The organism is Simplicispira suum (assembly GCF_003008595.1).
Lineage (GTDB): Bacteria > Pseudomonadota > Gammaproteobacteria > Burkholderiales > Burkholderiaceae_C > Simplicispira > Simplicispira suum.
This window is the reverse complement of sequence record NZ_CP027669.1, coordinates 2,893,323-2,918,368: the sequence shown is the minus strand read 5'-3', so window position 1 is coordinate 2,918,368 and position 25,046 is coordinate 2,893,323. Positions and strand designations below refer to the sequence as shown.

The window sequence follows — 25,046 nt, the reverse complement described above, 5'->3', positions numbered from 1 at the left end:
TCGTTTCCCACCACCTAGAAATGTCCCGAACGGCTGTTCGCGCCAATGGGGTCGTGCGGATCAGGATGGAGTGCGAGGACGCAAACCGCCTGAATCCGCGCCGTCACCCTGGGCGTTGACCTGCCTCGCAGGGCATCCCTTAAAAGACATGACCAAATTCGTCTTCGTCACCGGCGGTGTGGTGTCTTCCCTGGGCAAGGGAATCGCCTCCGCCTCCCTTGCCGCGATTCTTGAGTCGCGGGGCCTCAAAGTCACTCTCATCAAGCTCGACCCGTACATCAACGTGGACCCGGGCACCATGTCGCCGTTCCAGCACGGTGAAGTCTTCGTCACCGACGACGGCGCCGAAACCGACCTCGACCTGGGCCACTACGAGCGTTTCATTGAAACGCGAATGAAGAAAACCAACAACTTCACCACCGGCCGCATCTACCAGAGCGTGTTGGAGAAGGAACGCCGGGGCGACTACCTCGGCAAGACGGTGCAGGTGATTCCGCACGTCACGAACGAAATCCAGGAATACATCAAGCGCGGCGCGGGCGTGGGCACGGCAGACGCGGTGGACGTGGCCATCGTCGAAATTGGTGGCACAGTGGGCGACATCGAATCGCTCCCCTTCCTCGAAGCAGTGCGCCAGCTCAGCCTGAAACTCGGCCCGAACAACGCGGCTTTTGTGCACCTGACCTACGTGCCCTTCATTGCGGCCGCCGGAGAGCTCAAGACCAAGCCCACCCAGCACACGGTGCAAGAGCTGCGCAAGATCGGTATCCAGCCCGACGCCCTGCTTTGCCGCGCCGACCGCGCGATTCCCGACGAAGAGCGCGCCAAAATTTCGCTGTTCACCAACGTGCCCGAATGGGGCGTGATCAGCATGTGGGACGTTGACACCATCTACAAGGTGCCACGCATGCTGCACGAGCAGGGGCTTGATGGCCTGATCTGCGACAAGCTGCGCCTGAACACCCCGCCCACCAGCCTCAAGCGCTGGGACGCGCTGGTGCACGAAACCGCCAACCCACAAGGCGAAGTGACGATTGCCATGGTCGGCAAATACGTTGATTTGTCTGACAGCTACAAGTCGGTCAACGAGGCTTTGCGCCACGCTGGCATGCAAAGCCATGTGCGCGTGAAGATTGAATATCTTGATTCGGAGACGCTGACCCCGGCCGAAATCGAGAACCTAGGGCGCTTTGATGGCATCCTGGTGCCCGGCGGATTTGGCCAGCGCGGCGTCGAGGGCAAGATTGCCACGGCGCAGTACGCGCGTGAGCACCAACTCCCCTACCTGGGCATCTGCCTGGGCATGCAGGTCGCCACCATCGAATACGCGCGCCATGTGGCGGGCCTGGCCGGCGCCAACAGCACCGAGTTCGACCCGGCCACGCCGCATCCGGTGATTGCCCTCATCAGCGAGTGGCAGGACAAGGATGGCAGCATCCAGAAGCGCAGCGCGGCGTCCGATCTGGGCGGCACCATGCGCCTGGGCGCGCAAAGCTCCGACGTCGCGCCCGGCACGCTGGCGCACGAGATCTACGGCGACGTGGTCACCGAGCGCCACCGCCACCGCTACGAGGCCAACAAGCATTATTTGGACCGCCTGCGGGATGCTGGCTTGGTGATTTCGGCGCTCACCCAGCGCGAGCACCTGACGGAAATCGTCGAGCTGCCGCGCAGCGTGCACCCCTGGTTTGTCGGCGTGCAGTTCCACCCCGAATTCAAGTCCACGCCCTGGGCCGGACACCCGCTGTTCAATGCCTTCATTCGCGCCGCCATTGCGCACCACGCCAAGGCGCACCCGAGTGCTGCGCGCGCACCTGAGGAGACCACGACATGAAGTTGTGCGGTTTTGACGTCGGGCTTGATCGCCCCTTCTTCCTGATTGCCGGGCCCTGCGTGATCGAGTCGGCCCAATTGCAAATGGACGTGGCCGGCCAGCTCAAGGAGATCACCTCCGCGCTTGGCATCCCGTTCATCTTCAAAAGCAGTTTTGACAAGGCCAACCGATCATCCGGCACCAGCTTTCGTGGCCCTGGGCGCGAAAAAGGCCTGGAGATTCTGGGCCGCATCCGAAGTGAACTCGGCGTTCCGGTGCTGACCGATGTGCACAGCGAAGACGACATCCGCGAAGCAGCCGCCGTGGTCGATGTGCTGCAAACGCCCGCCTTTCTGTGCCGCCAGACCGATTTCATCCGCGCCGTGGCCCAGTCGGGCAAGCCAGTGAACATCAAGAAGGGCCAGTTTCTCGCGCCGCACGACATGAAGAACGTGATCGACAAGGCGCGTGCAGCGGCCAAAGAGGCAGGCCTGAACGAAGACAACTTCATGGCCTGCGAGCGCGGCGCCAGCTTTGGCTACAACAATTTGGTGAGCGACATGCGCAGCCTGGCCATCATGCGTGAGACCGGCGCACCGGTGGTGTTCGATGCCACCCACAGCGTGCAGTTGCCTGGCGGCAACGGCACCAGCAGCGGAGGCCAGCGCGAGATGGTGCCGGTACTTGCGCGCGCGGCGGTGGCGGTGGGCGTGGCGGGCTTGTTCATGGAAACGCACCCGGACCCGGCCAACGCGCTCAGCGACGGCCCCAACGCCGTGCCGCTCAAGCACATGCGTGCGCTGCTGGAAACGCTGCTGGCGCTCGATGCCGTCACCAAGCAGCACGGTTTTCTTGAAAACAACTTTGGAGCCTGAGCATGGCCAGTGGCTACATCATTGCCTCGGTCGAGGTGACCAACCCCGAGCAGTACGAAGAGTACAAAAAATGGAGCAGCGAAGCCATGCGCGTCCACGGTGCGGAGGTGTGCATTCGCGGTGGCAGGGTAGAAGTGCTGGAAGGCGACTGGAATCCCGGGCGCACGGTGGTGCTCAAGTTTCCAAGCTTCGAAGCCGCCCTGGCATTTCACGACTCGCCTGAGTACCGCAAGGCGCGCACGGCGCGCGAGGGCGCAGCCATCATGCGGCTAGTATGTGTGGAAGGCGTTTGATTCGCTCTGAATAGAATAGCTACCGACGTAGACCTGATAAGCGCTAGAAGCCAAAATCTCTTAAATTTTTCGCTCTGACGCACACCCCCGACTGAAACCCTGTAAGGAACCCCATGAGTGCCATTGTTGACATCGTAGGCCGTGAAATTCTCGATTCCCGAGGCAACCCCACCGTCGAATGCGACGTGCTGCTCGAATCGGGCGTGATGGGCCGCGCGGCCGTGCCATCCGGCGCCTCCACCGGCTCGCGCGAAGCCATCGAGCTGCGCGACGGCGACAAGTCCCGGTACCTGGGCAAGGGCGTTCTGAAGGCGGTGGAACACATCAACACCGAAATCTCCGAAGCCGTACTCGGCCTGGACGCCACCGAGCAGGCGTTTCTCGACAAGACCCTGATTGACCTCGACGGCACCGACAACAAGAGCCGCCTGGGCGCCAACGCCATGCTGGCCGTATCGATGGCCGTGGCCCGCGCGGCCGCCGAGGAATCGGGCCTGCCGCTGTACCGCTATCTGGGCGGCATGGGCGGCATGCAGTTGCCGGTGCCGATGATGAACGTGATCAACGGCGGCGCGCACGCCAATAACACGCTCGACATCCAGGAATTCATGATCATCCCGGTCGGCGCGCCGAGCTTTCGCGAAGCGGTGCGCTGGGGTGCCGAGGTGTTCCATGCGCTCAAGAAGATCATCAACGACAAGGGTATGAGCACGGCGGTCGGCGACGAAGGCGGTTTCGCCCCCAGCGTGGCGAACCACGAAGCGGCGATCGAGCTGATTTTGCAAGCCATCGACGCAGCCGGCTACACGGCGGGCGAGCAGATTGCGCTGGGCCTGGACTGCGCCGCCAGCGAGTTCTACAAGGATGGCCAATACCGCCTGGCCGGTGAAGGGCTTTCGCTCAGCGCCCAGGCCTGGACCGACATGCTCGCCACCTGGTGCGACAAGTACCCCATCATCAGCGTGGAGGACGGCATGGCCGAAGGCGACTGGGATGGCTGGAAGATTCTCTCGGATCGCCTTGGCAAAAACGTGCAGCTGGTGGGCGACGACCTGTTTGTCACCAACACCAAGATCCTGCAGGAAGGCATCGACAAGGGCATTGCCAACTCGATCCTCATCAAGATCAACCAGATCGGCACCCTGACCGAGACCTTTGCCGCCATCGAGATGGCCAAGCGAGCCGGCTACACCGCCGTCATCAGCCACCGCTCGGGCGAGACCGAGGACAGCACGATTGCCGATATCGCGGTCGGCACCAACGCAGGCCAGATCAAAACCGGCTCGCTGTCGCGCTCGGACCGCATGGCCAAGTACAACCAGCTCTTGCGCATCGAGGAAGACCTGGGCGACATCGCCCACTACCCCGGCCGCCGCGCGTTCTACAACCTGCGCTAAGCGCCGTCTCAGTCCAAAGCGCACGCCATGGGTTCACGCATCGTCACGGTGGTGCTGCTTGCGCTGCTGGCTGCGGTGCAGGGGCAGCTGTGGCTGGGTCGGGGCAGCCTGCCGCGCGTGAGCGCCATGCAGCAGCAACTGCGCAACCAGAACGACGCCAACGACGCGGCGCAGGAGGCCAACAAACGCTTGGCGTCCGAGGTGCAGGACTTGCGCGAAGGTCTGGACATGGTGGAAGAAAAGGCGCGCAGTGAACTCGGCATGGTCAAGCCCGACGAGATTTTTGTGCAGTACCTGCCCTGAAGAATTAACTCCGCACCCCACAATTAACTATTAAAAAAATAGCTGCCAACGCTTGCTGGATAAGCGCTAGCAGCTATTTTTGCTTACATTTTATGCTGTGGCAGGTGCCCCGCTATTGCAAGCTCACCGGTCCCGGTGGCTGTTGCACGGGAGCTGCAGCAAAAATCTGCGCCGCATCCACCGCGTCAAAACGGTACTGCTGACCACAGTACTCGCAGCCCACTTCGATCTGGCCCTGCTCGGCCAGAATGCTCTCGGCTTCTTCGCGCCCCAGGGTCTCCAACATGCGGCCGACACGCTCGCGGCTGCACGAGCAGGCAAAGCGCGGGCCTTGCGTACCCGTCTGCGGGGCAAAACGCGCCACTTGCTCTTCCCAGAACAGGCGGCGAAGAATCGTGTCCACGTCCAGTGCCAGCAGTTCCTCGCGGGTCAAACTCGCCGCCAGCGTGGCGATGCGGTTGTATTCCTCATCGTCGCCGTGGGCAGCCGACTCGCCCGAACTGCCGGCCAGGTTGGCCTCGCCCTGCACCGGCATCCGCTGGATCAGCAGGCCTGCGGCCACCTGGTCGTTGGCTGCCAGCACCAGCGTCGCCTCCAGTTGCTCGGACTGGCGCATGTAGTGCGCCAGCACCTCGCTCAGGGAACCGAGCGGGCGCTCATGCACATCCACCAACGGCACCACGCCCTGGTAGGGTTGCTGACCGGGGAATTTGTCTTGCGGGTCCAGGGTGATGGCGCAGCGCCCGCCCCCGGCCACGTTGACCAAGGCCGTGAGCGTGGCGTGTTCGTGCACCTCGCCGGTGATCGCGGCGGTGGCACGCAGCGACAGATTGGATTGCACCTCGGCCACCGCCAGGCGCAGCGGCCCGTCGCCAAAGATCTGCAGTACCAGTGCGCCGTTGAACTTGATGGACGACTGCATCAGCACGCCGGCGGCGGCCATCTCACCCAACAGTTCGCGCACGGGCACCGGGTAGGCGCCACTGATGGAGTTGGCGGCGCGACGCGCCAGCATTTCCTGCCAGGCGCCCTCCAGACGCACGATGGCGCCGCGCACCGGCAGGCCCTCGAAAATGAATTTGTGCAATTCAGACACGCTCTGTCCCGTCAGGCTGCCGAATCGATGCGGCGCAGCCCCGCGCGAAAGCGGCGCGCGTTGTCGACGTAGTGCTGCGCGCTGTTGCGCAAACCTTCCATCTGCTCGGGCGTGAGCTGGCGCACCACCTTGGCGGGGCTGCCCAGAATCATCGATCCATCGGGGAACTCCTTGCCCTCGGTGACCAGAGCGCCTGCGCCGACGAGGCAGTTTTTACCAATCTTCGCGCCATTGAGAATCACGGCGCCAATGCCGATCAGGCTCTCGTCGCCAATGGTGCAGCCGTGCAGCATCACCTTGTGGCCGACGGTGACGCGCTCGCCAATCACCAGCGGCTGACCAAAATCGGCGTGCAGAACGCTCGCGTCCTGAACGTTCGATCCAGCGCCCACGGTGATGCTTTCGGTATCGCCACGCACCACCGTGCCAAACCACACACTGGCGTTTTCGCCCAATGTCACCGCGCCCATCACCTGCGCGCTGTCCGCGACCCAGGCGCCCGGCGCCAACTTCGGCTCTGCGCCGTCCAATGCATACACTGCCATGCTGTTCCTTGTGTGCTGTTCCCGCAAGCCATCGCTGCGGAATGCTTTCTACAATTGTAGGGATGGAACTTCGACAACGTGCCCTGCAGGTTCTCTGCCTTTCGGATGTTGACCAGAAAGTGAGGCAGACACTGGATCTGCAAGCGCATGCAGCTTCTTTTTCAATAGCAGACGAAACACCTGTCGAGCCGCACGACCTGCCCGGCCGGCCCGAGCGCCCGGCACTGCTGGCGCACAGCCAGGTGGCACGGCGTTCGCCCGCCACGCCAGCAGGGCGCGCCGTGCTGCTGCATGCCATTGCCCACATCGAGTTCAACGCCATCAACCTGGCGCTCGACGCCGTCTGGCGTTTCTCGGGCATGCCTCAGCGCTACTACCTCGACTGGCTGCGCATCGCCGCAGAAGAAGCGCAGCATTTCAGCCTGCTGCGCGAGCACCTGCGCAGCCAGGGCCACGACTACGGCGATTTCCCCGCCCACCAGGGGCTGTGGACCATGTGCGAGAAAACGCGTGGCGACGTGCTGGCCCGCATGGCGCTGGTGCCCCGCACCCTGGAGGCGCGCGGCCTGGATGCCACGCCGCTGATTCAGCGCAAGCTGCGCCAGACTGGCGCCGCCGATGCGCTGGCGGCAGCCGACATTCTTGAGACCATCCTGCGCGAAGAAGTCGGCCACGTGGCCATTGGTAACCACTGGTATCGCTGGCTGTGTGAACGCGACGGACTCGATGCCGAGGCCCACTACACTGTACTGGTGCAGCGCCATGAAGCGCCGCAGCCCAAGCCGCCCCTCAATCTTGAGGCCCGGCGCCGCGCGGGCTTTACCGAAACCGAACTGGCATGGCTCACGTATGGAGAAAATGCATCCAACAGGCCCAATGCTTTCTAGAATCAGCATCGCAAGCCTGGAGCACGCAGCGGCAAGCCGTTGCAATCCGTTTTAAGCTTGCCACGGCACCCACCCACCATGTCCAGTCTGTCTTCTCCTGTCCCGCCGATGCTGACACCCGCCAACGACTCTTCCGTGGCCATGATCGCGCGCCAGGCCATCGTCAATTCGCAGCAGGCAGTGGTTGGCTATGAGCTGTTCAACCGCTCGCGCACCGGCCCCGGCCACACTGCGGCCACCGATGTAGCCCTGGTGTTCACCGCGCTCTCGCATGCCGGCGCCGAAGATCTGGTCGGCAGCACGCTGATCTTCGTGAACTGCACCCACGAAAGCCTCTCTGGAGGCCATCTCGAATTGATCGATCCGGACAAGGTGGTGCTGGAGATCCCGCCGCTTGGCCATGCCGCCACCGAAGAGGTCAGCGCGCGCTACCCCATGCTGGCCGCGCTGCGCGAACGCGGCTTTCACCTGGCCTTCAACCACACCATATTGCAGTCGGCCTATGCCGCCTGGCTGCCCTTGGCGGACTACATCAAGCTGGACCTGTCGGTTCTGGCGCCCGACCAGTTGGCGGTGCTGATCAGCTACGCCGGCCGCCATACCCAGGCCGAATTGGTCGCTGAAAAGGTAGAGACGGCGCAGCAGTACGACATGGCGTCCAGCCAGGGCATCGACCTGTTCCAGGGCTACTGGTTTGCCAAACCCTCCTTGGTGCAGACGCGGCTGGTTTCACCCTCACAGGCAGCCATCCTGGAATTGATCAGCCTGGTGCGCAAACAAGCCAGCACCGAAGAGATCGAAGAAGTCCTGAAAAAGGACGCCGGCCTGGCCTTCAACCTGATGCGGCTGATCAACTCCTCCGGCTTTGGCCTGACGCGCGAAATCACCTCGTTTCGCCAGGCCGTGATGCTTCTGGGGCTGAAAAAGCTGTTCCGATGGGGCGCCTTGCTGCTCACACTGTCACGCAACGGCGGGCCCCCGCCTTCCGTGGGTAGCACCGCCGTGGTGCGTGGGCGGCTGATGGAACTGCTGGCGCTGGAGATTTTTGATCAGGAGCTGGCGGACGAAGCCTTCGTGGTCGGCATCTTCTCGCTGCTCGATGCCATGCTGGGCATGCCCATGGAGTCGGCGCTGCATCTCATCACCGTGCCCGAGCCGGTCTCGAACGCCTTGCTGCGCCGCGAAGGTCCGCTCGGTGCCTTGCTGCAGCTGGCCCAGGCCTGCGAGAACAGCGATGAGGCCACTTTCGAGACCGCAGCGGCGGCCCTGAACCTGTCCAGCGCGCAGATCAACGGCGCCCACCTCAAGGCCTTGGCCTGGGCGGACCGCATCGGCGAGTAGACACCGCAGCTGCCCCCTAAAATCAAAGCCGGCACGCAACGGTGCATTCCCTCTTTTCTTTTCAGGTCGCCCATGTCTTCATCCACCGACAACACCGCAGACATCCCCGCCGCTTCTCCTGACGCTGCGGCGGCTGGCGACATGGCGGTGATCGCCCGCCAGGCGATCGTGGATGCCAATCGCGCCGTGTTCGGCTACGAGCTGTTTGACCGCTCGACGGCGCACGACGCGCATACCGCCGCCAGCGATGCCGCCCTGCTTTTCAATGCCCTGTCCTATGGAGGCGCCGAGGCGCTCGTGGGCAAACTCACCGTGTTCATCAATTGCACGCACGAGAGCCTGGCCGGCGGCCACCTGGAGCTGATTCACCCCGACAAGGTGGTGCTTGAAGTGCCCACGCTACCCGACGGTGCTACGCCGGAAGCCATTGCCGCCTGCCTGGACATCTTCAGCGAACTCAAGACGCGCGGTTTTCGGCTGGCGTTTGACCAGCAGGTACTGCGCCGGCCCTACGCCAGCTGGGTGCCGATGGCCGCCTTCATCAAGCTCGACATGGCCGCCTTCAAACCCGAACTGGCCGGCCCGCTGGTGCAATTTGCCCGCACTTACAGCCAGGCAGAGATCGTGGCCGAGAAAGTGGAAACGGCTGAGCAGTTCCAGCGCATGGCCGACCTGGGCGTCAAGCTGTTTCAGGGCTACTGGTTTGCCAAGCCTTCCCTGGTGCAGGCCAAGACCATCCGCCCCTCGCAGGCCACCATCATCCAGCTCATCAACCTGGTGCGGCGCCAAGGCAGCACCGCCGAGATCGAAGAGCTGCTCAAGCGCGATCCGACGCTGTCGTTCAACCTGCTGCGTTTCATCAATTCCTCAGGTTTCGGACTGCAGTGTGAGATCACCTCGTTCCGCCACGCGGTGATGATCCTGGGCCTGAAAAAGCTGTTTCGCTGGGCCGCCCTGCTGCTGACCACCTCGCGCGCTGGCGGCTCGCCGCCTGCCGTAGGCACCATGGCCGTGGTGCGTGGCCGCCTGATGGAACTGCTGGCGCTGGAATTGCTGCCCGCAGAAGACTGCGACAACGCCTTTGTGGTCGGCGTTTTCTCCATGCTCGACACCATGCTGGGCATGCCGCTGGACAAGGCGCTCAATTCGGTGGCGCTGCCCGAGTCGGTGGTCGATGCCTTGCTGCACGATCGCGGCATCTTCGCGCCCTTCCTGGCCTTGGCCAAAGCCTGCGAGAGCGGCGACGAAGCTGCCTTTGCGCACAACGCGGAGCAGCTCCAGCTCTCCAACCACCAAGTCAACTGGGCCCACTTGCAGGCCCTGGCGTGGGCCGACAGCCTGGGCGGCGAATAAAAGCGCCTTCAACCGCGCGGATGGTGGCGCGCGTGCAGCTCGCGCAGGCGCTCGCGCGCTACGTGGGTGTAGATCGTGGTGGTTGAAATATCCGCATGGCCCAGCAGCAACTGCACCACGCGCAGGTCGGCGCCGTGGTTGAGCAAATGCGTGGCAAAGGCATGGCGCAAGGTGTGTGGCGAGAGCGGTGACGTGATGCCGGCGCGCAGCGCGTGTTCGCGCACGATGCCCCAGAAGCGCACCCGCGTCATGCCGCTGCCGCGCGCGGTCACAAACAAATCTTCGCTCTGCTGCCCGGAAAGAATGGCGGCGCGCGCCTCGGCCTGGTAACGTTCCAGCCAGCTTCCCGCTTCTTCGCCGAAGGGCACCATGCGCTCCTTTCCGCCCTTGCCCAGGACACGCAGCACGCCGGCGCCCAGGTCCAGGTTCCAGGTTTTGAGCTGCACCAGTTCGGAGACCCGCAGGCCGCTGGCGTACATGAGTTCGAGCATGCTGCGGTCGCGCAGGCCCAGCGCGGTGCGCACGTCGGGCGCCGCCAGCAGCGCTTCCACCTGCGCCGTCGAGAGCGTCTTGGGCACGCGCAGCGCCTGGCGTGCCGCCTGCAGGCGCGCGGTGGGGTCGGCGTCGATGCGTCGCTCGCGCAGCGCCCAATGAAAATAGCGGCGCAGCACCGTGAGGCGCCGGTTGGCCGTCGTGGCGCGGGTGCCGTGGTGGCGCGCCGAAAAATAGGCCTGAATATGGTGCTCGGCCACCGCATCCAGCGCCAGCGGCGCCGCCTGCGCTGCCAGCCACTGGGCAAAATGCCGCAGATCGCTGCGGTAGGCCGAGAGCGTGTTGCGCGACAAGCCGTCTTCGAGCCACAGCGCGTCGGCAAACTGGTCGATGGCGCTCTGGCTGGCTTCAAAAAATGGCATGCGAAACGATAGCAGAACGGCACGCCCGGCAGCACCTGGCAGAGCAGCACAACCAGCCCAGGTATCCTGCGCGCCGTGGTCTACGCACAAATCCTCTTTCCCGATTTCTCGCTCATCCTGCTGGGTTACCTGGTGTGCCGATTCACGCCACTCAACCGCAGCGTCTGGCAGCCGGTGGAAGCGCTGGTCTACTACCTGCTGTTTCCGGTGCTGCTGTTCCAGTCCATCGTCAAAACCCCCATCGAACTGGGCCCGGCCTCGGCGCTGATTGCGGCGGGGCTGCTCAGCGGGCTGGCAGGCATTGCGATGGCCTATGCCCTGCCCTATCTGCCGGGGCTGCGCCGGCACATCGACGCGCGCGAGCACGCGGGCGCGGCGCAGGTGGCGTTTCGTTTCAACTCCTTCATTGGCCTGGCACTCGCTGATCGCCTGGCCGGCCCGCAAGGCCTGCAGCTGATTGCGGTGCTGATCGGGGTGTCGGTGCCGCTCTTCAACGTGGCCGCCGTGTGGCCCATGGCGCGCCACGGCGAGCACCACTTTGCCCGCGAACTGCTGCGCAACCCCTTGATTCTGGCCACCGGCGCCGGCCTGTGCGCCAATCTGCTGGGTCTGCACATTCCAGAACTCCTGGCGCCCAGCGTGACCCGCGTCGGCGCGGCAGCCATTGCCCTGGGACTGATGGCGGCCGGCGCCGGACTGCAGTTCGGCTCGCTCAAGGACAACCGGCCGCTGAGCGTCGCCGTGTTGTCCATCCGCCATCTGCTGCAACCCCTGGTGGCCTGGGGCGTGGCGCGGCTTCTGGCGCTTGATGCCATGCAAACCACGGTGCTGTTGGCGTTTGCGGCCTTGCCCACTTCGTCGAGCTGCTACGTGCTCGCGGCGCGCATGGGCTACAACGGGCCGTACGTGGCGGGGCTGGTGACGCTCTCTACCGTGCTCGGACCGGCCAGCTTGTCGCTGGCGCTGGGCGTGCTGCGCTGAGTTCGGCACTATGCAATTGATAGCTGCTTACGCTTACAGAATAAGCGCTAGGGATGTCCTGCAAAACTCTACGCGAGTGGGTGTAGCGCGGATCGGGATGGGATGCTAGGCACGTTTTGCAGGCAATAGCCGTAGCTATTGGCTGTGAAACGCAACGACGCAGACCGCCCGAGTCCGGGCTATCACACGCCGCGAGGAGTTATGCAGGACGTCCCCAGAGGCCTATTTCATTCAATATTTTCGTTCTCCAGCGCCCACTGCACATGCTCGCGCACCAGCGCGCTCTCGTGCGCGGCGCGGGCGCTCAGCGCGGCGCGCAATCGGGCGTCGTGGGTCTTGGCCAGGGCATTCCCCAGCGCCACTGCCACATTGCGCAGCCACCGCTCGTGGCCGATACGGCGGATCGGGCCGCCTTCGGTCGTTCGCAAAAACGTCGCTTCGTCCCAGGCAAGCAGATCCACCAGTTGCTCGCCGCTGAGCCCGGCGCGGGCATCGAAGTCGGCCAAGGGACTGGCCTGCGCATACTTGTTCCAGGGGCAGATCAGCTGGCAGTCGTCGCAGCCGTAGACGCGGTTGCCAATCGGGCGCCGCAACTCCAGCGGAATGGGACCCGCATGCTCGATGGTCAGGTAGGAAATGCAGCGCCGGGCATCGAGCCGGTAGGGCGCAATGATGGCCTGTGTGGGGCAGACGTCGATGCAGGCCTGGCAGCTGCCGCAGTGGGCGCTCACCGGCTCGCTCTCGGGCAGTGGCATGTCGATGTAGATCTCGCCCAGGAACGACATGGAGCCCGCTTCGCGGTTGAGCACCAGCGTGTGTTTGCCGCGCCAGCCCTGCCCGCTGCGCGCGGCCAGCTCGGCTTCGAGCACCGGCGCGGAATCTGTGAATACGCGGTAGCCCGTCGGGCCGACGGCCTCGGCAATGCGGTCGCACAGCTTTTGCAGGCGTGCGCGCAGCACCTTGTGGTAGTCGCGCCCCCGGGCATAAACGGAAACTGCGGCTTGCTGCGGGTCGGCCAGACGCGCAAACTCGATCGCTTGCCAGCCGTCGGGCGTGTCTCTTGGAAGGTAGTCCATGCGCGCGGTGATCACGCTCACCGTGCCCGGCACCAGTTCCGCCGGGCGCGCGCGGCGCATACCGTGCGCCTCCATGTAGTGCATCTCGCCATGAAAACCCTGCGCCAGCCAGGCCTGCAAACCCGGCTCGGCGGACGACAGATCCACACCGGCCACGCCAATTTGGGAAAATCCCAGCTCGCGCGCCCATTGCTTAATTTGAGGAACGAGTTGACTGCTGCTGAACACCATCGCCCGATTGTAGAAACGCCCCCCGCGCACAAGACCCGCTCGCTGGTGTGGGAGAGTGAGGACGATACTGCGGCCTTCGCGCGACAGCTCGCCGCCTTACCGGGTATCGCCAACGCCTTTCTCAGCCTGCAGGGCGACTTGGGCGCGGGCAAGACCACGCTGGTGCGCCATCTGCTGCGCGCGCTCGGGGTGCAGGGCCGCATCAAGAGCCCCACCTACGCCGTGGTGGAGCCGCACGAAGCCGAAAACCTTGCCATCTGGCACTTTGATTTCTACCGCTTCAGCGACCCGCGCGAATGGGAAGACGCGGGTTTTCGCGAGCTATTTGCCAGCACCGGCCTGAAGCTGGCAGAATGGCCAGAGAAGGCTGCCGGCCTGATCCCGCCTGCGGACCTTGCTATCCACATTGAAGCATTGAACGAAACCGCGCGGCGCGCCACCTTGCAAGCAGGCACGCCGCATGGCGAAGACCTGCTGCAAGGACTGCACCCATGAAGCCCACTGCCCCCCACCTGAGCACCGAGAGCCCCGCAAGCAACCGCGCTGTGCTGCCCTCGCGGCGCACGCTGTTGCAGGCCGGCAGCCTGGTGCTGCTGCTCGGGCGCCAGCAGATTGCGCGAGGCGCCAGCATTGTGGCGGTGCGCATCTGGCCCGCCCCAGAGTATTCGCGCGTGACACTGGAATCCGACGGTCAGCTCAAGGCGCGCCAGTTTTTCGTCACCACGCCGCCGCGCCTGGCCGTGGACATTGAAGGCATCGATCTCAGCCCCCAACTGCGCGAACTCGTGGCCAAAGTGGGCCGCGACGACCCCAACATTGCAGGCATCCGCGTCGGCCAGAACGCCCCAAACGTGGTGCGCCTGGTGGTCGACCTCAAGCGGGCCGCCAAGCCCCAGGTGTTTTCGCTCGCTCCCGTGGCCGCCTACGGTCACCGGCTGGTGTTTGACCTCTACCCCGAAGTTCCGGTCGACCCGCTGGATTCATTAATTGCCGAGCGCCTGCAGCTCTCGCCCGAAACCGGCCCCGCCGCAGAGCGTGCAGCCACCACCACGGCCACCGCCACAGCGCCAGGCTCCGACGCGCCCGCCGCTGCCGCGCCCGACCCGCTGGGTGAACTCATCGCCCGCGCGGGCGGCACACGGGACGCGGCCGCGCCTGCCATACCCTTGGCCTTGCCAGCGGCCGGCGATCCGGTGGCAGCAGCTGGCGCGCTCGCGCTGCCCTCCAAGCGCCCGGCCGAGGCCCCCGCGCTGGCCCTGGGGCGAAAAACAGACCGTTTGATCATCGTGGCGCTGGACCCCGGCCACGGCGGCGAAGACCCCGGCGCCACCGGCCCCGCCGGCACGCGCGAGAAGGACGTGGTGCTCAAAGTGGCGCATTTGCTGCGCGAGCGCATCAACGCCACCACCGTGGGCGGCAACCCCATGCGCGCCTACCTGACGCGCGACGCCGACTATTTCGTGCCGCTGGGCGTACGCGTACAAAAGGCGCAGCGGGTGCAGGCCGACCTGTTCGTCAGCATCCATGCCGACGCCTTCACCAACCCCGACGCGCGCGGTGCGAGCGTGTTTGCGCTGAGCCAGAGCGGCGCGTCCAGTTCGGCCGCGCGCTGGCTGGCCAACAAGGAAAACCAGGCCGATCTGGTGGGCGGGCTCAACGTGCGCGCCCAGGATCAGCATGTGCGCCGCGCCCTGATCGACATGAGCACCACGGCGCAGATCAACGACAGCCTGAAACTCGGCAGCGTGCTGCTGGGCGAGATTGGCGGCATGGCCAAACTGCACAAGCCGCGCGTCGAGCAGGCAGGCTTTGCCGTGCTCAAGGCGCCGGACATTCCCAGCGTGCTCGTGGAAACCGCGTTCATCAGCAACCCGGAAGAAGAAAAGCGCCTGCGCAGCAGCGCCTACCAGGAGCAATTGGCCGACGCGCTGATGCGCGGCATCACGCGCTACTTCGCCAAGAACCCGCCGCTTGCGCGCAGCCGCTCGGTTTGACACACTCGGGCCTGTTAACCCTCTGCAAGGGGATCGCGTTGGCCCGTAAAGGGGCTGTATGCAAGGCGCACGTGCGCAGCAAGGCTGGTCCTCCTTGCAAGCGCGGGCAACGCCGGATACAGCCCCTTTGCGAGGCAACCCGAAGGGAAGGTGATCAGAGCCCGCCCCTCGGCGTTGCGCTCCATGAGCGTGCGGACGCACGGGCTGCGTCGAACGCCTTGATGGGCAGGCTCTGATGACCTTCGCGCCCCCTTGCATAGGGTTAACAGGCCCTACCCCCGCAACCCAAGGGAGACCGCCATGGCCCTGCCCCACACCCCCTCATCCGAAGTCGTCCGAATTGCCCCGCTGGGCGAGGCGCTCACAGGCGCCGTCAACACGGCCATCCTCAAGGCCAAAGAGCTGGAAGTGATCCGCCTGGTGGTGCTGGCTGGCAAGACCTTGCCGCAGCACCAGGTGCCGGGCGAGATCACGCTGTTGTGCATCGAAGGCGAATGCGAGCTGAAGACGCCCGGCGCCGTGCAGGAGCTGGCCACGGGTGATTTCGTGCATCTCGAAGGTGGCACGCCGCATGCACTCACGGGCCGCAGCAACGCCTCGCTGCTGCTCACCATCAGCCTGTGCACACCGCGCGGCTGAGCGCGTTGTCCCGGCACCTGCGCTGACGCTGGCTGCACTGCGCGTCCTACAGGCTGGCGAGGGACGCTGAACGATAGTGGCTCATCGGCCTCACGCACGCTATTTCGCGGCGCGGCCTTTGTTCCACTTTCCTGAAAGGGACCCCGCCATGCAAACCCGACATCTCGTGATCGCCACCGCCTTTGTTGCCTCCCTGGGCCTGGGCGCCTGCTCCTCCAACCCCACCAACGCCCAAATCGGCACCGGCGCCGGAGCCGTCGTCGGCGGTGTCGCCGGCAATGCCTTGTTTGGCACTGCAGGCGCCATCGCCGGCGCTGCAGGCGGTGCCTTGGTGGGCCACGAACTGGGTGAAGACCGGGACCAGCGCCGCCGCTGATCCCTGCGGTGAGATCCGGGCCTGAAAATAGGGCAAAAAATGGCTGCTAGCGCAATATCCATAAGCGCTGGCAGCTATTTTTTCAAGAGCAACGAATATCCGCTTGACCTCGGTTGTTGCGTGCAACATGAACGGGTTGCGCCAAGGATGGCCTGCATCACACTGCGCGAGTGGGTGTCGTGCGGACCGGGATGCGATGCCAGGCGCGTTTTGCAGGCAATAGCCCTGCAATAAACTCAGGGTGAGCCGCCGCTGTCCGGCGGTCAAAGTTTTCATCAGTGATGCACTCCAAGCAGACCATTCTGGACCGAAAGTTGTTCACGCAAGCCCTTCGCCATATGGGGGAGGAAGACCTGCTCTACCTCAACCGGATGGTGGTCGAGCGCCTCAATCTGCTGGCTCAAGCCAGGAGCACGGTGGAGTTGGCGCAGTTTGCCGAAGGCGATCGCGTCCAGTTCACGGCCACCGATGGCAGCGTCAAGCACGGCGTTGTGCTGCGCCTGAACAAGAAGACCGCCAGCGTCTTAACCAGCGAAGGCCAGAACTGGAAGGTTTCTCCGGGGCTGCTGCGCAAGGCGGTGGCTGGATAGGCGAACGGTGAAAGCAGCCTGACGCGCTCACTGACACATACAAAAACCCTTGCCTTGCGCCAAGACGGCCAGTTCCTCCAGCAGATTCGCCTGTGCCCATGGCGTGACGCCTGCATACGCCGTAGGCTCGGATGGCAAGCGGTGCAGCAGGCTTTGCGCTACCGGCACACAAAGCGTATTGCCGCGTCGCTCGTCCCGCCTCAGGCTGCTTTCGCCTTGCGACTCCCCCGCCAAGCACCAAACAGCGCGATCAGTCCCGGCACCAGAATCAGTCCCCAGATGATCTTGTCCAAGTGCTCGCGCACAAACGCCAGATTGCCAAAGAACAGGCCGGCACTTGTGATACCCAGCACCCACAGCACAGCGCCGCCGATGTTGTAGGCCGTGAACTTTGCGCGCGACATTTCGGCAACGCCCGCCACAAAGGGGGCAAAGGTGCGAATAAAGGGCATGAAGCGCGCCAGCACGATGGTGATGCCGCCGTAGCGCTCGTAGAACGCGTGCGCCTGGTCAAACGCGCGGCGGTTGAACCAGCGCGACGATTCCCACTGAAACACGCGCGGCCCGAACCAGCGGCCAATCGAGTAGTTGCACTGGTCGCCCAGCATTGCGGCCGCCAGCAGCACGGCCACAGCGGGGGTAAATTCCATCATGCCGGCGCCGCAGAGCGCGCCCACAATGAACAGCAGCGAGTCGCCCGGCAAGAAGGGCATGACGACCAGGCCGGTTTCAACAAACACGATCAGGAACAGCAGCGCGTACACCCACAGGCCGTAGGTGACGACGAAGGCTTCGAGGTGCTTGTCGACGTGCAGGATGAAGTCGATCAGAAAGGCAATGGCGTCCATGGGCAGGCTTTGACGGGCTTTGACGGGCTTTGAATAAGGCGGGCCATTATGGCCAGCACCGCCGCCGGCTACCTCAATCCCTAGAATCTTCGTGTGCAACAAGTTTCTCCCCCAGCTCCCACGGCTTCCCAAGCCACCCGCCGCCCCATCTGCGACCTGCCCGACGAACTCGTCAGCCAGATTGCGGCTGGCGAAGTTGTCGAGCGCCCCGCCTCGGTGGTACGCGAGCTGGTGGACAACGCGCTCGACGCCGGCGCCACGCAGATCACGCTGCGCCTGCTGGCCGGCGGCGTGCGCCTGATTAGTGTGGAAGACGACGGCGGCGGCATTCCCCAGGCAGAGTTGGCGGTGGCGCTGCGCCGCCATGCCACGAGCAAGATTCGCACGCTGGACGACCTGGAGAGCGTTGCCACGATGGGTTTTCGCGGCGAGGCGCTGGCGGCCATTGCTTCGGTCTCCGAATTGGCCCTGCTCTCGCGCCCTGCCGGGCAGGACAGCGCCTTTCTGCTCGATGCCCGCAGCGGCGAGCTGCGCCCGGTGGCGCGGGCCGTGGGCACCACCGTCGAAGTCAAAGAGCTGTTCTTCAGCACGCCGGCGCGGCGCAAGTTCCTCAAAACCGATGCGACTGAGCTGGCCCACTGCGTCGAAGCGGTGCGCCGCCACGCCCTGGCGCGCCCGGATGTGGGCTTTGCCATCTGGCACGAAGGCAAGCTGGTGCAGCAGTGGCGCACGGCCCTGATGCACGGCGCGGGAGCGGGAGCCCTGGACCGTCGCCTGGCGGACGTGCTGAGCGAAGAGTTTCTGGACCAGTCGGTGGCGCTGCAGCATCAAGAGGGCCGCGTCACCCTCACCGGCCGCGCGGGCTTGCCCGACACGGCACGTGCGCGCGCCGACCAGCAGTATTGCTATGTGAATGGCCGCTTCGTGCGCGACAAAGTGGTGGCCCACGCCGCCCGCAGCGCCTACGAAGACGTGCTGCACGGCCAGCGCCAGCCGGTGTATGCGCTGTACATCGACATCGACCCGGCGCGCGTCGACGTGAACGTGCACCCCACCAAGATCGAAGTGCGCTTTCGCGACAGCCGCGAGGTGCACCAGGCCGTGCGCCACGCCATCGAGAACGCCCTGGCCGCGCCGCGCGCAGGAGCAGTGCTGGCCGTGCCCCCGGCCGCTGCGGCATCCGCGACAGGTGCCTCAGAAACTTCCTTGAATTTCGAACAGAATCGGCCTCCAGCGCTTATTCCACGGGCGCAGGCAGCTATGCAATTTGATGCTCCCATCGGCCACCGCGTGGCCGATCTCGGTGCGCTGTGGGGCGGCGCACGCCTGCCCGAAGGCGAAAGCAGCGCATCGGTTGACGCGCCTCCTCTTGCGTGGGAAAGCCCGGCCCCTCTCATGCCCAGTACGCCTGGCACGCCCGATACCCCCCAGGCCACGGTCTGGCCGCTGGGCCGTGCGCTGGCGCAGCTGCAAGGCATCTACATCCTGGCGGAGAACGCCCAGGGGCTGGTGATTGTCGACATGCATGCGGCGCACGAGCGCATCGTCTACGAGCGCCTCAAGTCGCAGTGGGACAGCGGCGCACGCATTGCCAGCCAGCCGCTGCTGATTCCCGCGACCTTCTCCGCCACGCCGCAGGAACTGGCCACCGCCGAGCAGAACGTGGACGCGCTGGCCGCTCTCGGCCTGGAGATCGCGGCTTTTTCAGCCCGCACGCTGGCCGTGCGCGCTGTGCCTGCCACGTTGGCGCAAGGCGACGCGGTGGAGCTGGCGCGCAGCGTGCTGGCCGAGCTGGCCGCGCACGACGCCAGCGGCGTGGTGCAGCGCGCCCAAAACGAAATACTGGGCACCATGGCCTGCCATGGCGCCGTGCGTGCCAATCGGCAGTTGACGCTGCCGGAGATGAACGGCCTGCTGCGCCAGATGGAAGCCACCGAACGCTCGGACCAGTGCAACCACGGCCGGCCCACCTGGCGCCAGCTCAGTCTGCGAGAGCTTGACGCACTGTTCCTGCGCGGACGTTGAGCACCGCTTCGCCAGCAGATCCGGCGCGGCAATCGCCACGCCGCAGCGCAATGGCCGCACGCAGTGCTGCCGTCTCATGCACCACTTTTGCACGCATTTGCGCCACAGCCGTCCTGCCAGCGCACCCAAAGTGGGCGAAACCGCACCATGGCCGTGCAAACCCGCCCTATTTTGTTGCATGAGTCCATACCGGTTTGGCATAATGTCGTGCTGCACTGCCGCAATCCATTTTTTTCCCGAAAGACAAATGCCATGAAATTCGCGTCCGTTGAGGCTTTTCTTGCTGAGGTAGCCACCCGCAATCCGCACCAGCCGGAGTTCCTCCAGGCCGTCACCGAGGTGATGGAAAGCCTCTGGCCGTTCATTGAGGAGCATCCCCGGTACGCTGAGCAAAGCCTGCTGGAACGCCTGGTGGAGCCCGAGCGCGTGATCATGTTCCGCGTCTCCTGGACCGACGACCACGGCACGGTGCAGGTGAACCGCGGCTACCGCATCCAGCACAGCATGGCCATTGGCCCCTACAAAGGCGGCCTGCGCTTTCACCCCTCGGTCACGCTCTCGGTGCTCAAGTTCCTGGCGTTCGAGCAGACCTTCAAGAACGCGCTGACCACCCTGCCCATGGGCGGCGGCAAGGGCGGCTCCGACTTCGACCCCAAGGGCAAGAGCCCGGCCGAAGTCATGCGCTTCTGCCAGGCCTTTGCCAGCGAACTGTTCCGCCATGTGGGCGCCGACACCGACGTGCCGGCAGGCGACATTGGCGTGGGCGGGCGCGAGGTGGGCTTCATTGCCGGCATGGTCAAGAAGCTCAGCAACCGCGCCGACTGCGTGTTCACGGGCAAGGGCCTGTCTTTTGGTGGCTCGCTGATCCGCCCTGAAGCCACGGGTTACGGCACGGTGTACTTCGCCGACGAAATGCTCAAGACACGCGGCAAATCGTTTGATGGCATGCGTGTTTCCGTCTCGGGTTCGGGCAATGTGGCCCAGTACGCCGTGGAAAAAGCCATGGCCCTGGGCGCCAAGGTGGTCACGGTGTCGGATTCAAGCGGCACCATCGTCGACGAAGCAGGTTTCACCACCGAAAAGCTCGCCATCCTGATGGACGTGAAAAACCACCACTACGGCCGCGTGAGCGACTACGCCGAGCGCACCGGCGTGCACTTTGAAGCCGGCAAGACGCCTTGGCATGTGCCGGTAGACATCGCCCTGCCCTGCGCCACGCAGAACGAACTGGACGCCAACGACGCCGCCACACTCATCAAGAACGGCGTGCTGTGCGTGGCCGAAGGCGCCAACATGCCTTCAACCAACGAAGCGGCCAAGGCGTTCGAAGCGGCCGGCGTGTTGTATGCACCGGGCAAGGCCAGCAACGCCGGTGGCGTCGCCACCTCGGGCCTGGAGATGAGCCAGAACGCCATGCGCCTGAACTGGACCGCCGAAGAGGTGGACAACCGCCTGCTGATGATCATGCAAGGCATTCACGCCGCCTGCGTCCAGCACGGCACGCGCGCCGATGGCTCGGTAAGCTACATCAACGGTGCCAACGTGGCCGGCTTCGTCAAGGTGGCCGACGCCATGCTGGCGCAGGGCGTGATCTGAACCCCGGTTGTTGCCTCCAACAAAAAGGGACCTGACGGTCCCTTTTTTTATGCCGCCTCGCGCTCTTCGAGCACTTCCGGGCCGTCCGCCACGGGCCGTGCAGGCGCCTCGGACAACCTGGCAAAGCGCGCCAGCACGTGGCGTGTCCAGTATCCGATGTCATAGCGCTGCACTTGCCGAAGCATGCGACCCATGCGTTCGCGTTGCTCGCCCTCGGGCATGGCAAGGGCTTCGTCCAAGGTGGTATCGAGCGAGCTGCGGCTGTAAGGGTTGACCAGCACCGCGTCTTCCAGCTCCATCGCCGCACCCGAGAACTCGGAAAGCACCAGTACGCCGGGTTCGCCCTGCTTGGCGGCGACAAATTCCTTGGCCACGAGGTTCAGGCCATCGCGCAGCGGCGCGATCCAGGCGATGTCGGCCGCAGCGTAGGCGCACACCACTTCCTCAAAGGCCAGCGGTGTGGTCGAGAGATGGATGGGCAGCCAATGCAGGGACCCGAAGTGGCCGTTGATGCGGCCCACAAGCTGCTCGATCTTTTGCTGCTCGGCGCGGTACACCTCCATGCCTTCGGCGGCGGCCACCGTGACCAGCAGGAGCTTGACGCGGCCATGCAGGTCCGGCCGGCGCGCCAGCAGGCGCTCGAAGGCTTCGAGCTGCTGGCGCCCGCCCTTGGCGTAGTCCACACGGCTGACCGAGATGATCAGCGTCTCGGCATTCATGTCGCGCCGGATGCGCTCGGTGCGCGCTTTTCCCTCGGGGGAGTTCACCGTTTTGGCGATGATGGCTGGCGCCGTGCCAATGGGGCAGGTGTCGATGACGATGCTGCGCCCTTCCAGGTCGAGCTGCACCGTGACGCGCGGCTCCGACAGCGCGCAAGGACGCGCAATGATGGGCAGGCTGATGGGCGCCTCGTGGCGCACCACGCCCTCGCGCAGGCTCTCGACCACGGCGCAGAAGTTCTGCGCAAAGCGCGGCACGTGAAACCCCACCAGATCGCAGGCCAGCAGGCTGTCGATGATTTCGTCGCGCCAGGGCAGGATGTTGAACACGTCAGGTGCCGGGAACTGCGTGTGGTGGAAGAAGGCAATCTTCAGGTCGGGGCGCATCTTGCGCACAAAGCCCGGCACCAGCCACAGGTTGTAGTCGTGCACCCAGACCACCGCACCGCGCTCTGCCTCGGCACAAGCGGCCTCGGCGAAGCGGCGGTTCACTTCGCGAAAGTCGGCCCAATGCGTGTTTTCCGTGGAGTACAGCCAGGGGAAGGAATGAATGACCGGCCACAGCGCCTCTTTGGAGGTGACGTGATAGAACTGGTGAATCTTGGCGGCTTCGAGCGGCAGGCGCACGACGTCGTAGTTGCCATAGCTGTCGCTGACCGTGATGCGGCGCTCAAAATCGGGCGCCTTGCCTGCGGCAGGTTTTTTCTTCCAGGCCACCCACACCGCTTTGTCGACGTGGCTGAAAAAGCCCTTGATGGCGGGGATGATGCCGTTGGGGCTGCGCGGCTCGCGCATCACGGTTTTGCCGTCCTCCACGACCTCTTCGTACGGCTGGCGGTGGTAGACGACAACGAGTTCGTTCTTCAATTCTTTCTGGGTGGGCATATTCATGCGTGTCCTTTCTTAGTGAATGCGGTGCAGGGCGTCCAGGACACCGGCGGCGCCGTCTTTTTCGCTCCAATGCACGTTGGCCAGACCTTGCGCGGCGCGCGCCAGCAGCGGCTCGCGGTTGGCGACGATGACGCCCTGCAGCCCGGTCTGGAACAGCGAGAGGTCGTTGAGCGTGTCGCCCGCCACCAGGGTGCGCTCAGGGGGCAGGCCGAGCGCGCTCAGGGTGCGCAGCAGCGTCGGGCCTTTCTGCACGCCGCGCGGCAGTACGTCGAAGTAGCGCTCAGCCGACAGCAGCACGTCGTAGCCCGCCGCCTCCAGCTCGCTGCGCGCTGCGCCCGCGAGATCCGTGTCGGAATAAAAGCAGGAAACACGCCGCCCCTCCACCACGGGCTGCTCCGTAAGGTGCGGATGGCGCGCCAGAATGCTGCGCACAGCCGCCGGCGTGTGCTCGGGCCAGCCTTCGTCCAGCCAGCCTTCGAGCGCCGGCAGCGGCGCGCGCTCGGCACCGGCATATACCGCCGTCCCGACGTCGGAAATGATGTGGTCCGGCTGCAGCGGCAGGTCGTCCAGCACATCGCGCATGGTGGTCAGGCTGCGCCCGGTGACGTAGATCAGCACGATCTCGCTGCGCCGCTGACCAATCCAGTCGTAAAGAGCAGCACGCTCGTCGGCGCTGCCGCCAAGAAACGTGCCGTCAAGGTCGGTGGCGAGAATGGTTTGGTGCATGGGCGCTCCTTTCGTGAAGGGTGGACAAAAACCCGCCCCCGGCAGAGGGCCGGCGGCAAAAGCCCCGGCCCCGGCGCAAGCACGGATGAGAAAAAGATGAGAAGAAAGCACGGCCGCAGAGGCTGCCGTGATCGAGACGCGGCGTTTATTGCGCCGTGTCGGCTTCGGAAGCGCCCGAAGCCTTTGCCAGCGCCACCGCAATGGGGCCCTGCTTGCCCAGCATCAGGGTGCGCGTGGGGAAGGCAAAATCGACACCGAGGGCAGCGAACTCGCGCATCAGCCCCAGATTGATGGCCTGCTGCACATCGCGGTAGGCTGCATAGTCGGGCGTGAGCATCCAATACACCACCTCAAAATCGAGGCTGGAGCCGCCAAAGCCGGTGAAATGCGCGCGATCGAACCGGGCCTGCTCCTGCGTATCCACAACCTTCTTGACGACGCCTGGAACCTGCTCAAGCTGCTCCGGCGTGGCGTCAAACGTGAGGCCAAAGGTGAATGGAATGCGCCGCTCTTTCATGAGCTTGTAATTGCGCAACCGCGACTTGGTCAGATCGCCGTTGGAAAACACCAGCACTTCCCCACTGAGACTGCGCAAGCGGGTGGTTTTGAGGCCAATGTTCTCCACGCTGCCGCTGAAATCGTCAATCACGACAAAATCACCGACCTGGAAGGGCTTGTCCAGAACAATGCTCAAACTTGCAAACAGATCTCCGAGAATATTCTGCAGCGCCAGACCAATGGCAATACCGCCAATACCCAAACCGGCCACCAGGGCGTTGACATCAAAACCCAGATTGTCTAGCAACAGCAGCAGCAGAACGGCCCAGGCGACGACCCGGCCAATGAAACTCAAAATCGACAGGGCGCTGGTGGTGGAAGGGTCTTTTTGCAGCGAATCCTGCCGCACGTTGACAATCCAGCCACTGATGAACGCACTGGCGCACAGCCCCAGCTGCAGGAAAAATGCCACCGTGGCAATGCCCGACATCCAGCGCTCGGTGTTGGCGCGCAACACCAGCTCCTGGCTGGCCGGGTGCAGCGCCACCAGCGCGATCAAATACCAGCGCACGGCGCGCAAGGCCTGAACCAGTGCGTCGTCCCAGCGCGTACTTGTGGAGACCGCCCATCTGGAAATGCGTCGAATGACCAGCGGCAATATGATTTTCATCAACACCACGGCCCCAACCATCCAGGCCGCTGCCCGCAACCACGCGAGCGTGTCATTGCCAGCAAAAGACATATCGAGAATTTCCTGCATCTTCCGGGGTACTCCTTGGGTCAGATGAAATGAATAGTTATTATTTTGATTTCCACATATTGAAAATCATCAATACTCATAAAAAATAGCGCCGCAGAATATGCGGCCGGCGAATTATAACAAAAAATATTCTCTCTGTCTATATTCAATTAATCCTGGAATAGAATCAACATAATCCAGGAGTTCTGGGGGAAGCGCATCCCGACTTCGTCTGGTACGCTCAAAGCGATGTCCGCCCCCCTCTCGCAGCGCCTGCGGCGCCCCCGATCGCAGCCCCGG

General features: G+C 64.3%; 24 protein-coding genes. 16 read left to right on the top strand and 8 right to left on the bottom strand.

The window, feature by feature from the left end; genetic code table 11:
• Positions 1–148 precede the first annotated feature (148 nt).
• The 5 genes from C6571_RS13550 (at position 149) to C6571_RS13530 (ending at position 4,681) form a co-directional block, all read left to right on the top strand.
• The gene (locus tag C6571_RS13550; RefSeq protein ID WP_106447149.1) at positions 149–1,834 is read left to right on the top strand and encodes a CTP synthase; all 1,686 of its coding nucleotides are present in this window, start codon (positions 149–151) and stop codon (positions 1,832–1,834) included.
• Positions 1,831–2,688 carry a 3-deoxy-8-phosphooctulonate synthase gene (gene kdsA, locus C6571_RS13545; protein ID WP_106447148.1) on the top strand — a complete coding sequence of 286 codons (858 nt, stop codon included), beginning with the start codon at positions 1,831–1,833 and terminating at the stop codon, positions 2,686–2,688. The genes C6571_RS13550 and kdsA overlap by 4 nt, the downstream gene beginning before the upstream one ends.
• Before the next feature lie 2 nt (positions 2,689–2,690).
• On the top strand, positions 2,691–2,981 hold the full coding sequence (locus C6571_RS13540) for a DUF1330 domain-containing protein (RefSeq protein WP_106447147.1): 291 nt from the start codon (positions 2,691–2,693) through the stop codon (positions 2,979–2,981).
• Between the two features lie 113 nt (positions 2,982–3,094).
• Positions 3,095–4,378 carry a phosphopyruvate hydratase gene (eno, locus tag C6571_RS13535; RefSeq protein ID WP_106447146.1) on the top strand — a complete coding sequence of 428 codons (1,284 nt, stop codon included), beginning with the start codon at positions 3,095–3,097 and terminating at the stop codon, positions 4,376–4,378.
• 27 nt (positions 4,379–4,405) lie between these two features.
• Positions 4,406–4,681, top strand: a complete 276-nt coding sequence (locus tag C6571_RS13530) for an FtsB family cell division protein (RefSeq protein WP_106447145.1) — start codon at positions 4,406–4,408, stop codon at positions 4,679–4,681.
• A gap of 112 nt (positions 4,682–4,793) precedes the next feature.
• Here the strand turns inward: C6571_RS13530 and hslO are convergent, their stop codons facing one another.
• Positions 4,794–5,777, bottom strand: a complete 984-nt coding sequence (gene hslO, locus C6571_RS13525) for an Hsp33 family molecular chaperone HslO (protein ID WP_106447144.1) — start codon at positions 5,775–5,777, stop codon at positions 4,794–4,796.
• Between the two features lie 11 nt (positions 5,778–5,788).
• Positions 5,789–6,322, bottom strand: coding sequence for a gamma carbonic anhydrase family protein (locus C6571_RS13520; RefSeq protein ID WP_106447143.1), 534 nt, complete (start codon positions 6,320–6,322; stop codon positions 5,789–5,791).
• 62 nt (positions 6,323–6,384) lie between these two features.
• Between C6571_RS13520 and C6571_RS13515 the strand changes: the two genes are divergently transcribed.
• The 3 genes from C6571_RS13515 to C6571_RS13505 all read left to right on the top strand — a co-directional run bounded on the left by C6571_RS13515 (position 6,385) and on the right by C6571_RS13505 (position 9,903).
• On the top strand, positions 6,385–7,209 hold the full coding sequence (locus C6571_RS13515) for a ferritin-like domain-containing protein (RefSeq protein WP_106447142.1): 825 nt from the start codon (positions 6,385–6,387) through the stop codon (positions 7,207–7,209).
• Between the two features lie 78 nt (positions 7,210–7,287).
• A complete protein-coding gene (locus tag C6571_RS13510) occupies positions 7,288–8,550 on the top strand; it encodes an EAL and HDOD domain-containing protein (RefSeq protein WP_106447141.1) in 1,263 nt (420 codons plus the stop codon).
• Between the two features lie 72 nt (positions 8,551–8,622).
• A complete protein-coding gene (locus C6571_RS13505) occupies positions 8,623–9,903 on the top strand; it encodes an EAL and HDOD domain-containing protein (RefSeq protein ID WP_106447140.1) in 1,281 nt (426 codons plus the stop codon).
• 8 nt (positions 9,904–9,911) lie between these two features.
• Here the strand turns inward: C6571_RS13505 and xerD are convergent, their stop codons facing one another.
• On the bottom strand, positions 9,912–10,817 hold the full coding sequence (gene xerD, locus C6571_RS13500) for a site-specific tyrosine recombinase XerD (protein WP_106447139.1): 906 nt from the start codon (positions 10,815–10,817) through the stop codon (positions 9,912–9,914).
• 75 nt (positions 10,818–10,892) lie between these two features.
• Here xerD and C6571_RS13495 point away from each other — a divergent pair, with 75 nt between their 5' ends.
• A complete protein-coding gene (locus C6571_RS13495; RefSeq protein WP_106447138.1) occupies positions 10,893–11,798 on the top strand; it encodes an AEC family transporter in 906 nt (301 codons plus the stop codon).
• 227 nt (positions 11,799–12,025) lie between these two features.
• Here the strand turns inward: C6571_RS13495 and queG are convergent, their stop codons facing one another.
• A complete protein-coding gene (gene queG / locus C6571_RS13490; protein WP_106448244.1) occupies positions 12,026–13,072 on the bottom strand; it encodes a tRNA epoxyqueuosine(34) reductase QueG in 1,047 nt (348 codons plus the stop codon).
• A 12-nt stretch (positions 13,073–13,084) separates the two neighbouring features.
• Between queG and tsaE the strand changes: the two genes are divergently transcribed.
• The 5 genes from tsaE to C6571_RS13465 all read left to right on the top strand — a co-directional run bounded on the left by tsaE (position 13,085) and on the right by C6571_RS13465 (position 16,704).
• Positions 13,085–13,600 carry a tRNA (adenosine(37)-N6)-threonylcarbamoyltransferase complex ATPase subunit type 1 TsaE gene (tsaE, locus tag C6571_RS13485; RefSeq protein WP_106447137.1) on the top strand — a complete coding sequence of 172 codons (516 nt, stop codon included), beginning with the start codon at positions 13,085–13,087 and terminating at the stop codon, positions 13,598–13,600.
• Positions 13,597–15,099 (top strand): N-acetylmuramoyl-L-alanine amidase, encoded by a 1,503-nt coding sequence (locus C6571_RS13480; RefSeq protein WP_106447136.1) that lies wholly within the window; start codon positions 13,597–13,599, stop codon positions 15,097–15,099. Before tsaE ends, C6571_RS13480 begins: the two co-directional genes overlap by 4 nt.
• A 300-nt stretch (positions 15,100–15,399) precedes the next feature.
• Positions 15,400–15,738: a cupin domain-containing protein gene (locus C6571_RS13475; RefSeq protein WP_106447135.1), complete on the top strand. Its 339-nt coding sequence runs from the start codon at positions 15,400–15,402 to the stop codon at positions 15,736–15,738.
• A gap of 148 nt (positions 15,739–15,886) precedes the next feature.
• On the top strand, positions 15,887–16,114 hold the full coding sequence (locus C6571_RS13470; RefSeq protein ID WP_106447134.1) for an osmotically inducible lipoprotein OsmB: 228 nt from the start codon (positions 15,887–15,889) through the stop codon (positions 16,112–16,114).
• 281 nt (positions 16,115–16,395) lie between these two features.
• Positions 16,396–16,704, top strand: coding sequence for a hypothetical protein (locus C6571_RS13465; protein ID WP_245901286.1), 309 nt, complete (start codon positions 16,396–16,398; stop codon positions 16,702–16,704).
• A gap of 200 nt (positions 16,705–16,904) precedes the next feature.
• On the opposite strand, the gene C6571_RS13460 is transcribed toward C6571_RS13465, so the two are convergent.
• Complete coding sequence (locus C6571_RS13460) at positions 16,905–17,552, bottom strand: DedA family protein (RefSeq protein ID WP_106447132.1); 648 nt, start codon at positions 17,550–17,552, stop codon at positions 16,905–16,907.
• A gap of 93 nt (positions 17,553–17,645) precedes the next feature.
• Between C6571_RS13460 and mutL the strand changes: the two genes are divergently transcribed.
• Positions 17,646–19,577 (top strand): DNA mismatch repair endonuclease MutL, encoded by a 1,932-nt coding sequence (mutL, locus tag C6571_RS13455; protein ID WP_106447131.1) that lies wholly within the window; start codon positions 17,646–17,648, stop codon positions 19,575–19,577.
• Between the two features lie 252 nt (positions 19,578–19,829).
• Positions 19,830–21,173, top strand: coding sequence for an NADP-specific glutamate dehydrogenase (gdhA, locus tag C6571_RS13450; protein ID WP_106447130.1), 1,344 nt, complete (start codon positions 19,830–19,832; stop codon positions 21,171–21,173).
• Between the two features lie 47 nt (positions 21,174–21,220).
• Here gdhA and ggpS read toward each other — a convergent pair whose 3' ends face one another.
• From ggpS to C6571_RS13435, 3 genes are all read right to left on the bottom strand, one after another.
• Entirely contained in the window at positions 21,221–22,783 is a 1,563-nt protein-coding gene (gene ggpS / locus C6571_RS13445; RefSeq protein ID WP_245901285.1) for a glucosylglycerol-phosphate synthase, read from the bottom strand.
• A gap of 12 nt (positions 22,784–22,795) precedes the next feature.
• Positions 22,796–23,509 carry an HAD-IIB family hydrolase gene (locus tag C6571_RS13440; protein WP_106447129.1) on the bottom strand — a complete coding sequence of 238 codons (714 nt, stop codon included), beginning with the start codon at positions 23,507–23,509 and terminating at the stop codon, positions 22,796–22,798.
• 145 nt (positions 23,510–23,654) lie between these two features.
• A complete protein-coding gene (locus tag C6571_RS13435) occupies positions 23,655–24,749 on the bottom strand; it encodes a mechanosensitive ion channel family protein (RefSeq protein WP_245901284.1) in 1,095 nt (364 codons plus the stop codon).
• Between the last annotated feature and the right edge of the window lie 297 nt (positions 24,750–25,046).

Coding starts and splice junctions, on each gene's coding strand:
- C6571_RS13540 (WP_106447147.1), top strand. CDS start 2,691: ATGGCCAGTGGCTACATCATTGCCTCGGTCGAGGTGACCAACCCCGAG.
- ggpS (WP_245901285.1), bottom strand. CDS start 22,783: ATGAATATGCCCACCCAGAAAGAATTGAAGAACGAACTCGTTGTCGTC.
- C6571_RS13460 (WP_106447132.1), bottom strand. CDS start 17,552: ATGGACGCCATTGCCTTTCTGATCGACTTCATCCTGCACGTCGACAAG.
- C6571_RS13550 (WP_106447149.1), top strand. CDS start 149: ATGACCAAATTCGTCTTCGTCACCGGCGGTGTGGTGTCTTCCCTGGGC.
- C6571_RS13505 (WP_106447140.1), top strand. CDS start 8,623: ATGTCTTCATCCACCGACAACACCGCAGACATCCCCGCCGCTTCTCCT.
- C6571_RS13520 (WP_106447143.1), bottom strand. CDS start 6,322: ATGGCAGTGTATGCATTGGACGGCGCAGAGCCGAAGTTGGCGCCGGGC.
- C6571_RS13510 (WP_106447141.1), top strand. CDS start 7,288: ATGTCCAGTCTGTCTTCTCCTGTCCCGCCGATGCTGACACCCGCCAAC.
- C6571_RS13435 (WP_245901284.1), bottom strand. CDS start 24,749: ATGTCTTTTGCTGGCAATGACACGCTCGCGTGGTTGCGGGCAGCGGCC.
- kdsA (WP_106447148.1), top strand. CDS start 1,831: ATGAAGTTGTGCGGTTTTGACGTCGGGCTTGATCGCCCCTTCTTCCTG.
- C6571_RS13440 (WP_106447129.1), bottom strand. CDS start 23,509: ATGCACCAAACCATTCTCGCCACCGACCTTGACGGCACGTTTCTTGGC.
- xerD (WP_106447139.1), bottom strand. CDS start 10,817: ATGCCATTTTTTGAAGCCAGCCAGAGCGCCATCGACCAGTTTGCCGAC.
- C6571_RS13480 (WP_106447136.1), top strand. CDS start 13,597: ATGAAGCCCACTGCCCCCCACCTGAGCACCGAGAGCCCCGCAAGCAAC.
- C6571_RS13530 (WP_106447145.1), top strand. CDS start 4,406: ATGGGTTCACGCATCGTCACGGTGGTGCTGCTTGCGCTGCTGGCTGCG.
- C6571_RS13515 (WP_106447142.1), top strand. CDS start 6,385: ATGGAACTTCGACAACGTGCCCTGCAGGTTCTCTGCCTTTCGGATGTT.
- C6571_RS13465 (WP_245901286.1), top strand. CDS start 16,396: ATGCACTCCAAGCAGACCATTCTGGACCGAAAGTTGTTCACGCAAGCC.
- gdhA (WP_106447130.1), top strand. CDS start 19,830: ATGAAATTCGCGTCCGTTGAGGCTTTTCTTGCTGAGGTAGCCACCCGC.
- C6571_RS13475 (WP_106447135.1), top strand. CDS start 15,400: ATGGCCCTGCCCCACACCCCCTCATCCGAAGTCGTCCGAATTGCCCCG.
- eno (WP_106447146.1), top strand. CDS start 3,095: ATGAGTGCCATTGTTGACATCGTAGGCCGTGAAATTCTCGATTCCCGA.
- C6571_RS13470 (WP_106447134.1), top strand. CDS start 15,887: ATGCAAACCCGACATCTCGTGATCGCCACCGCCTTTGTTGCCTCCCTG.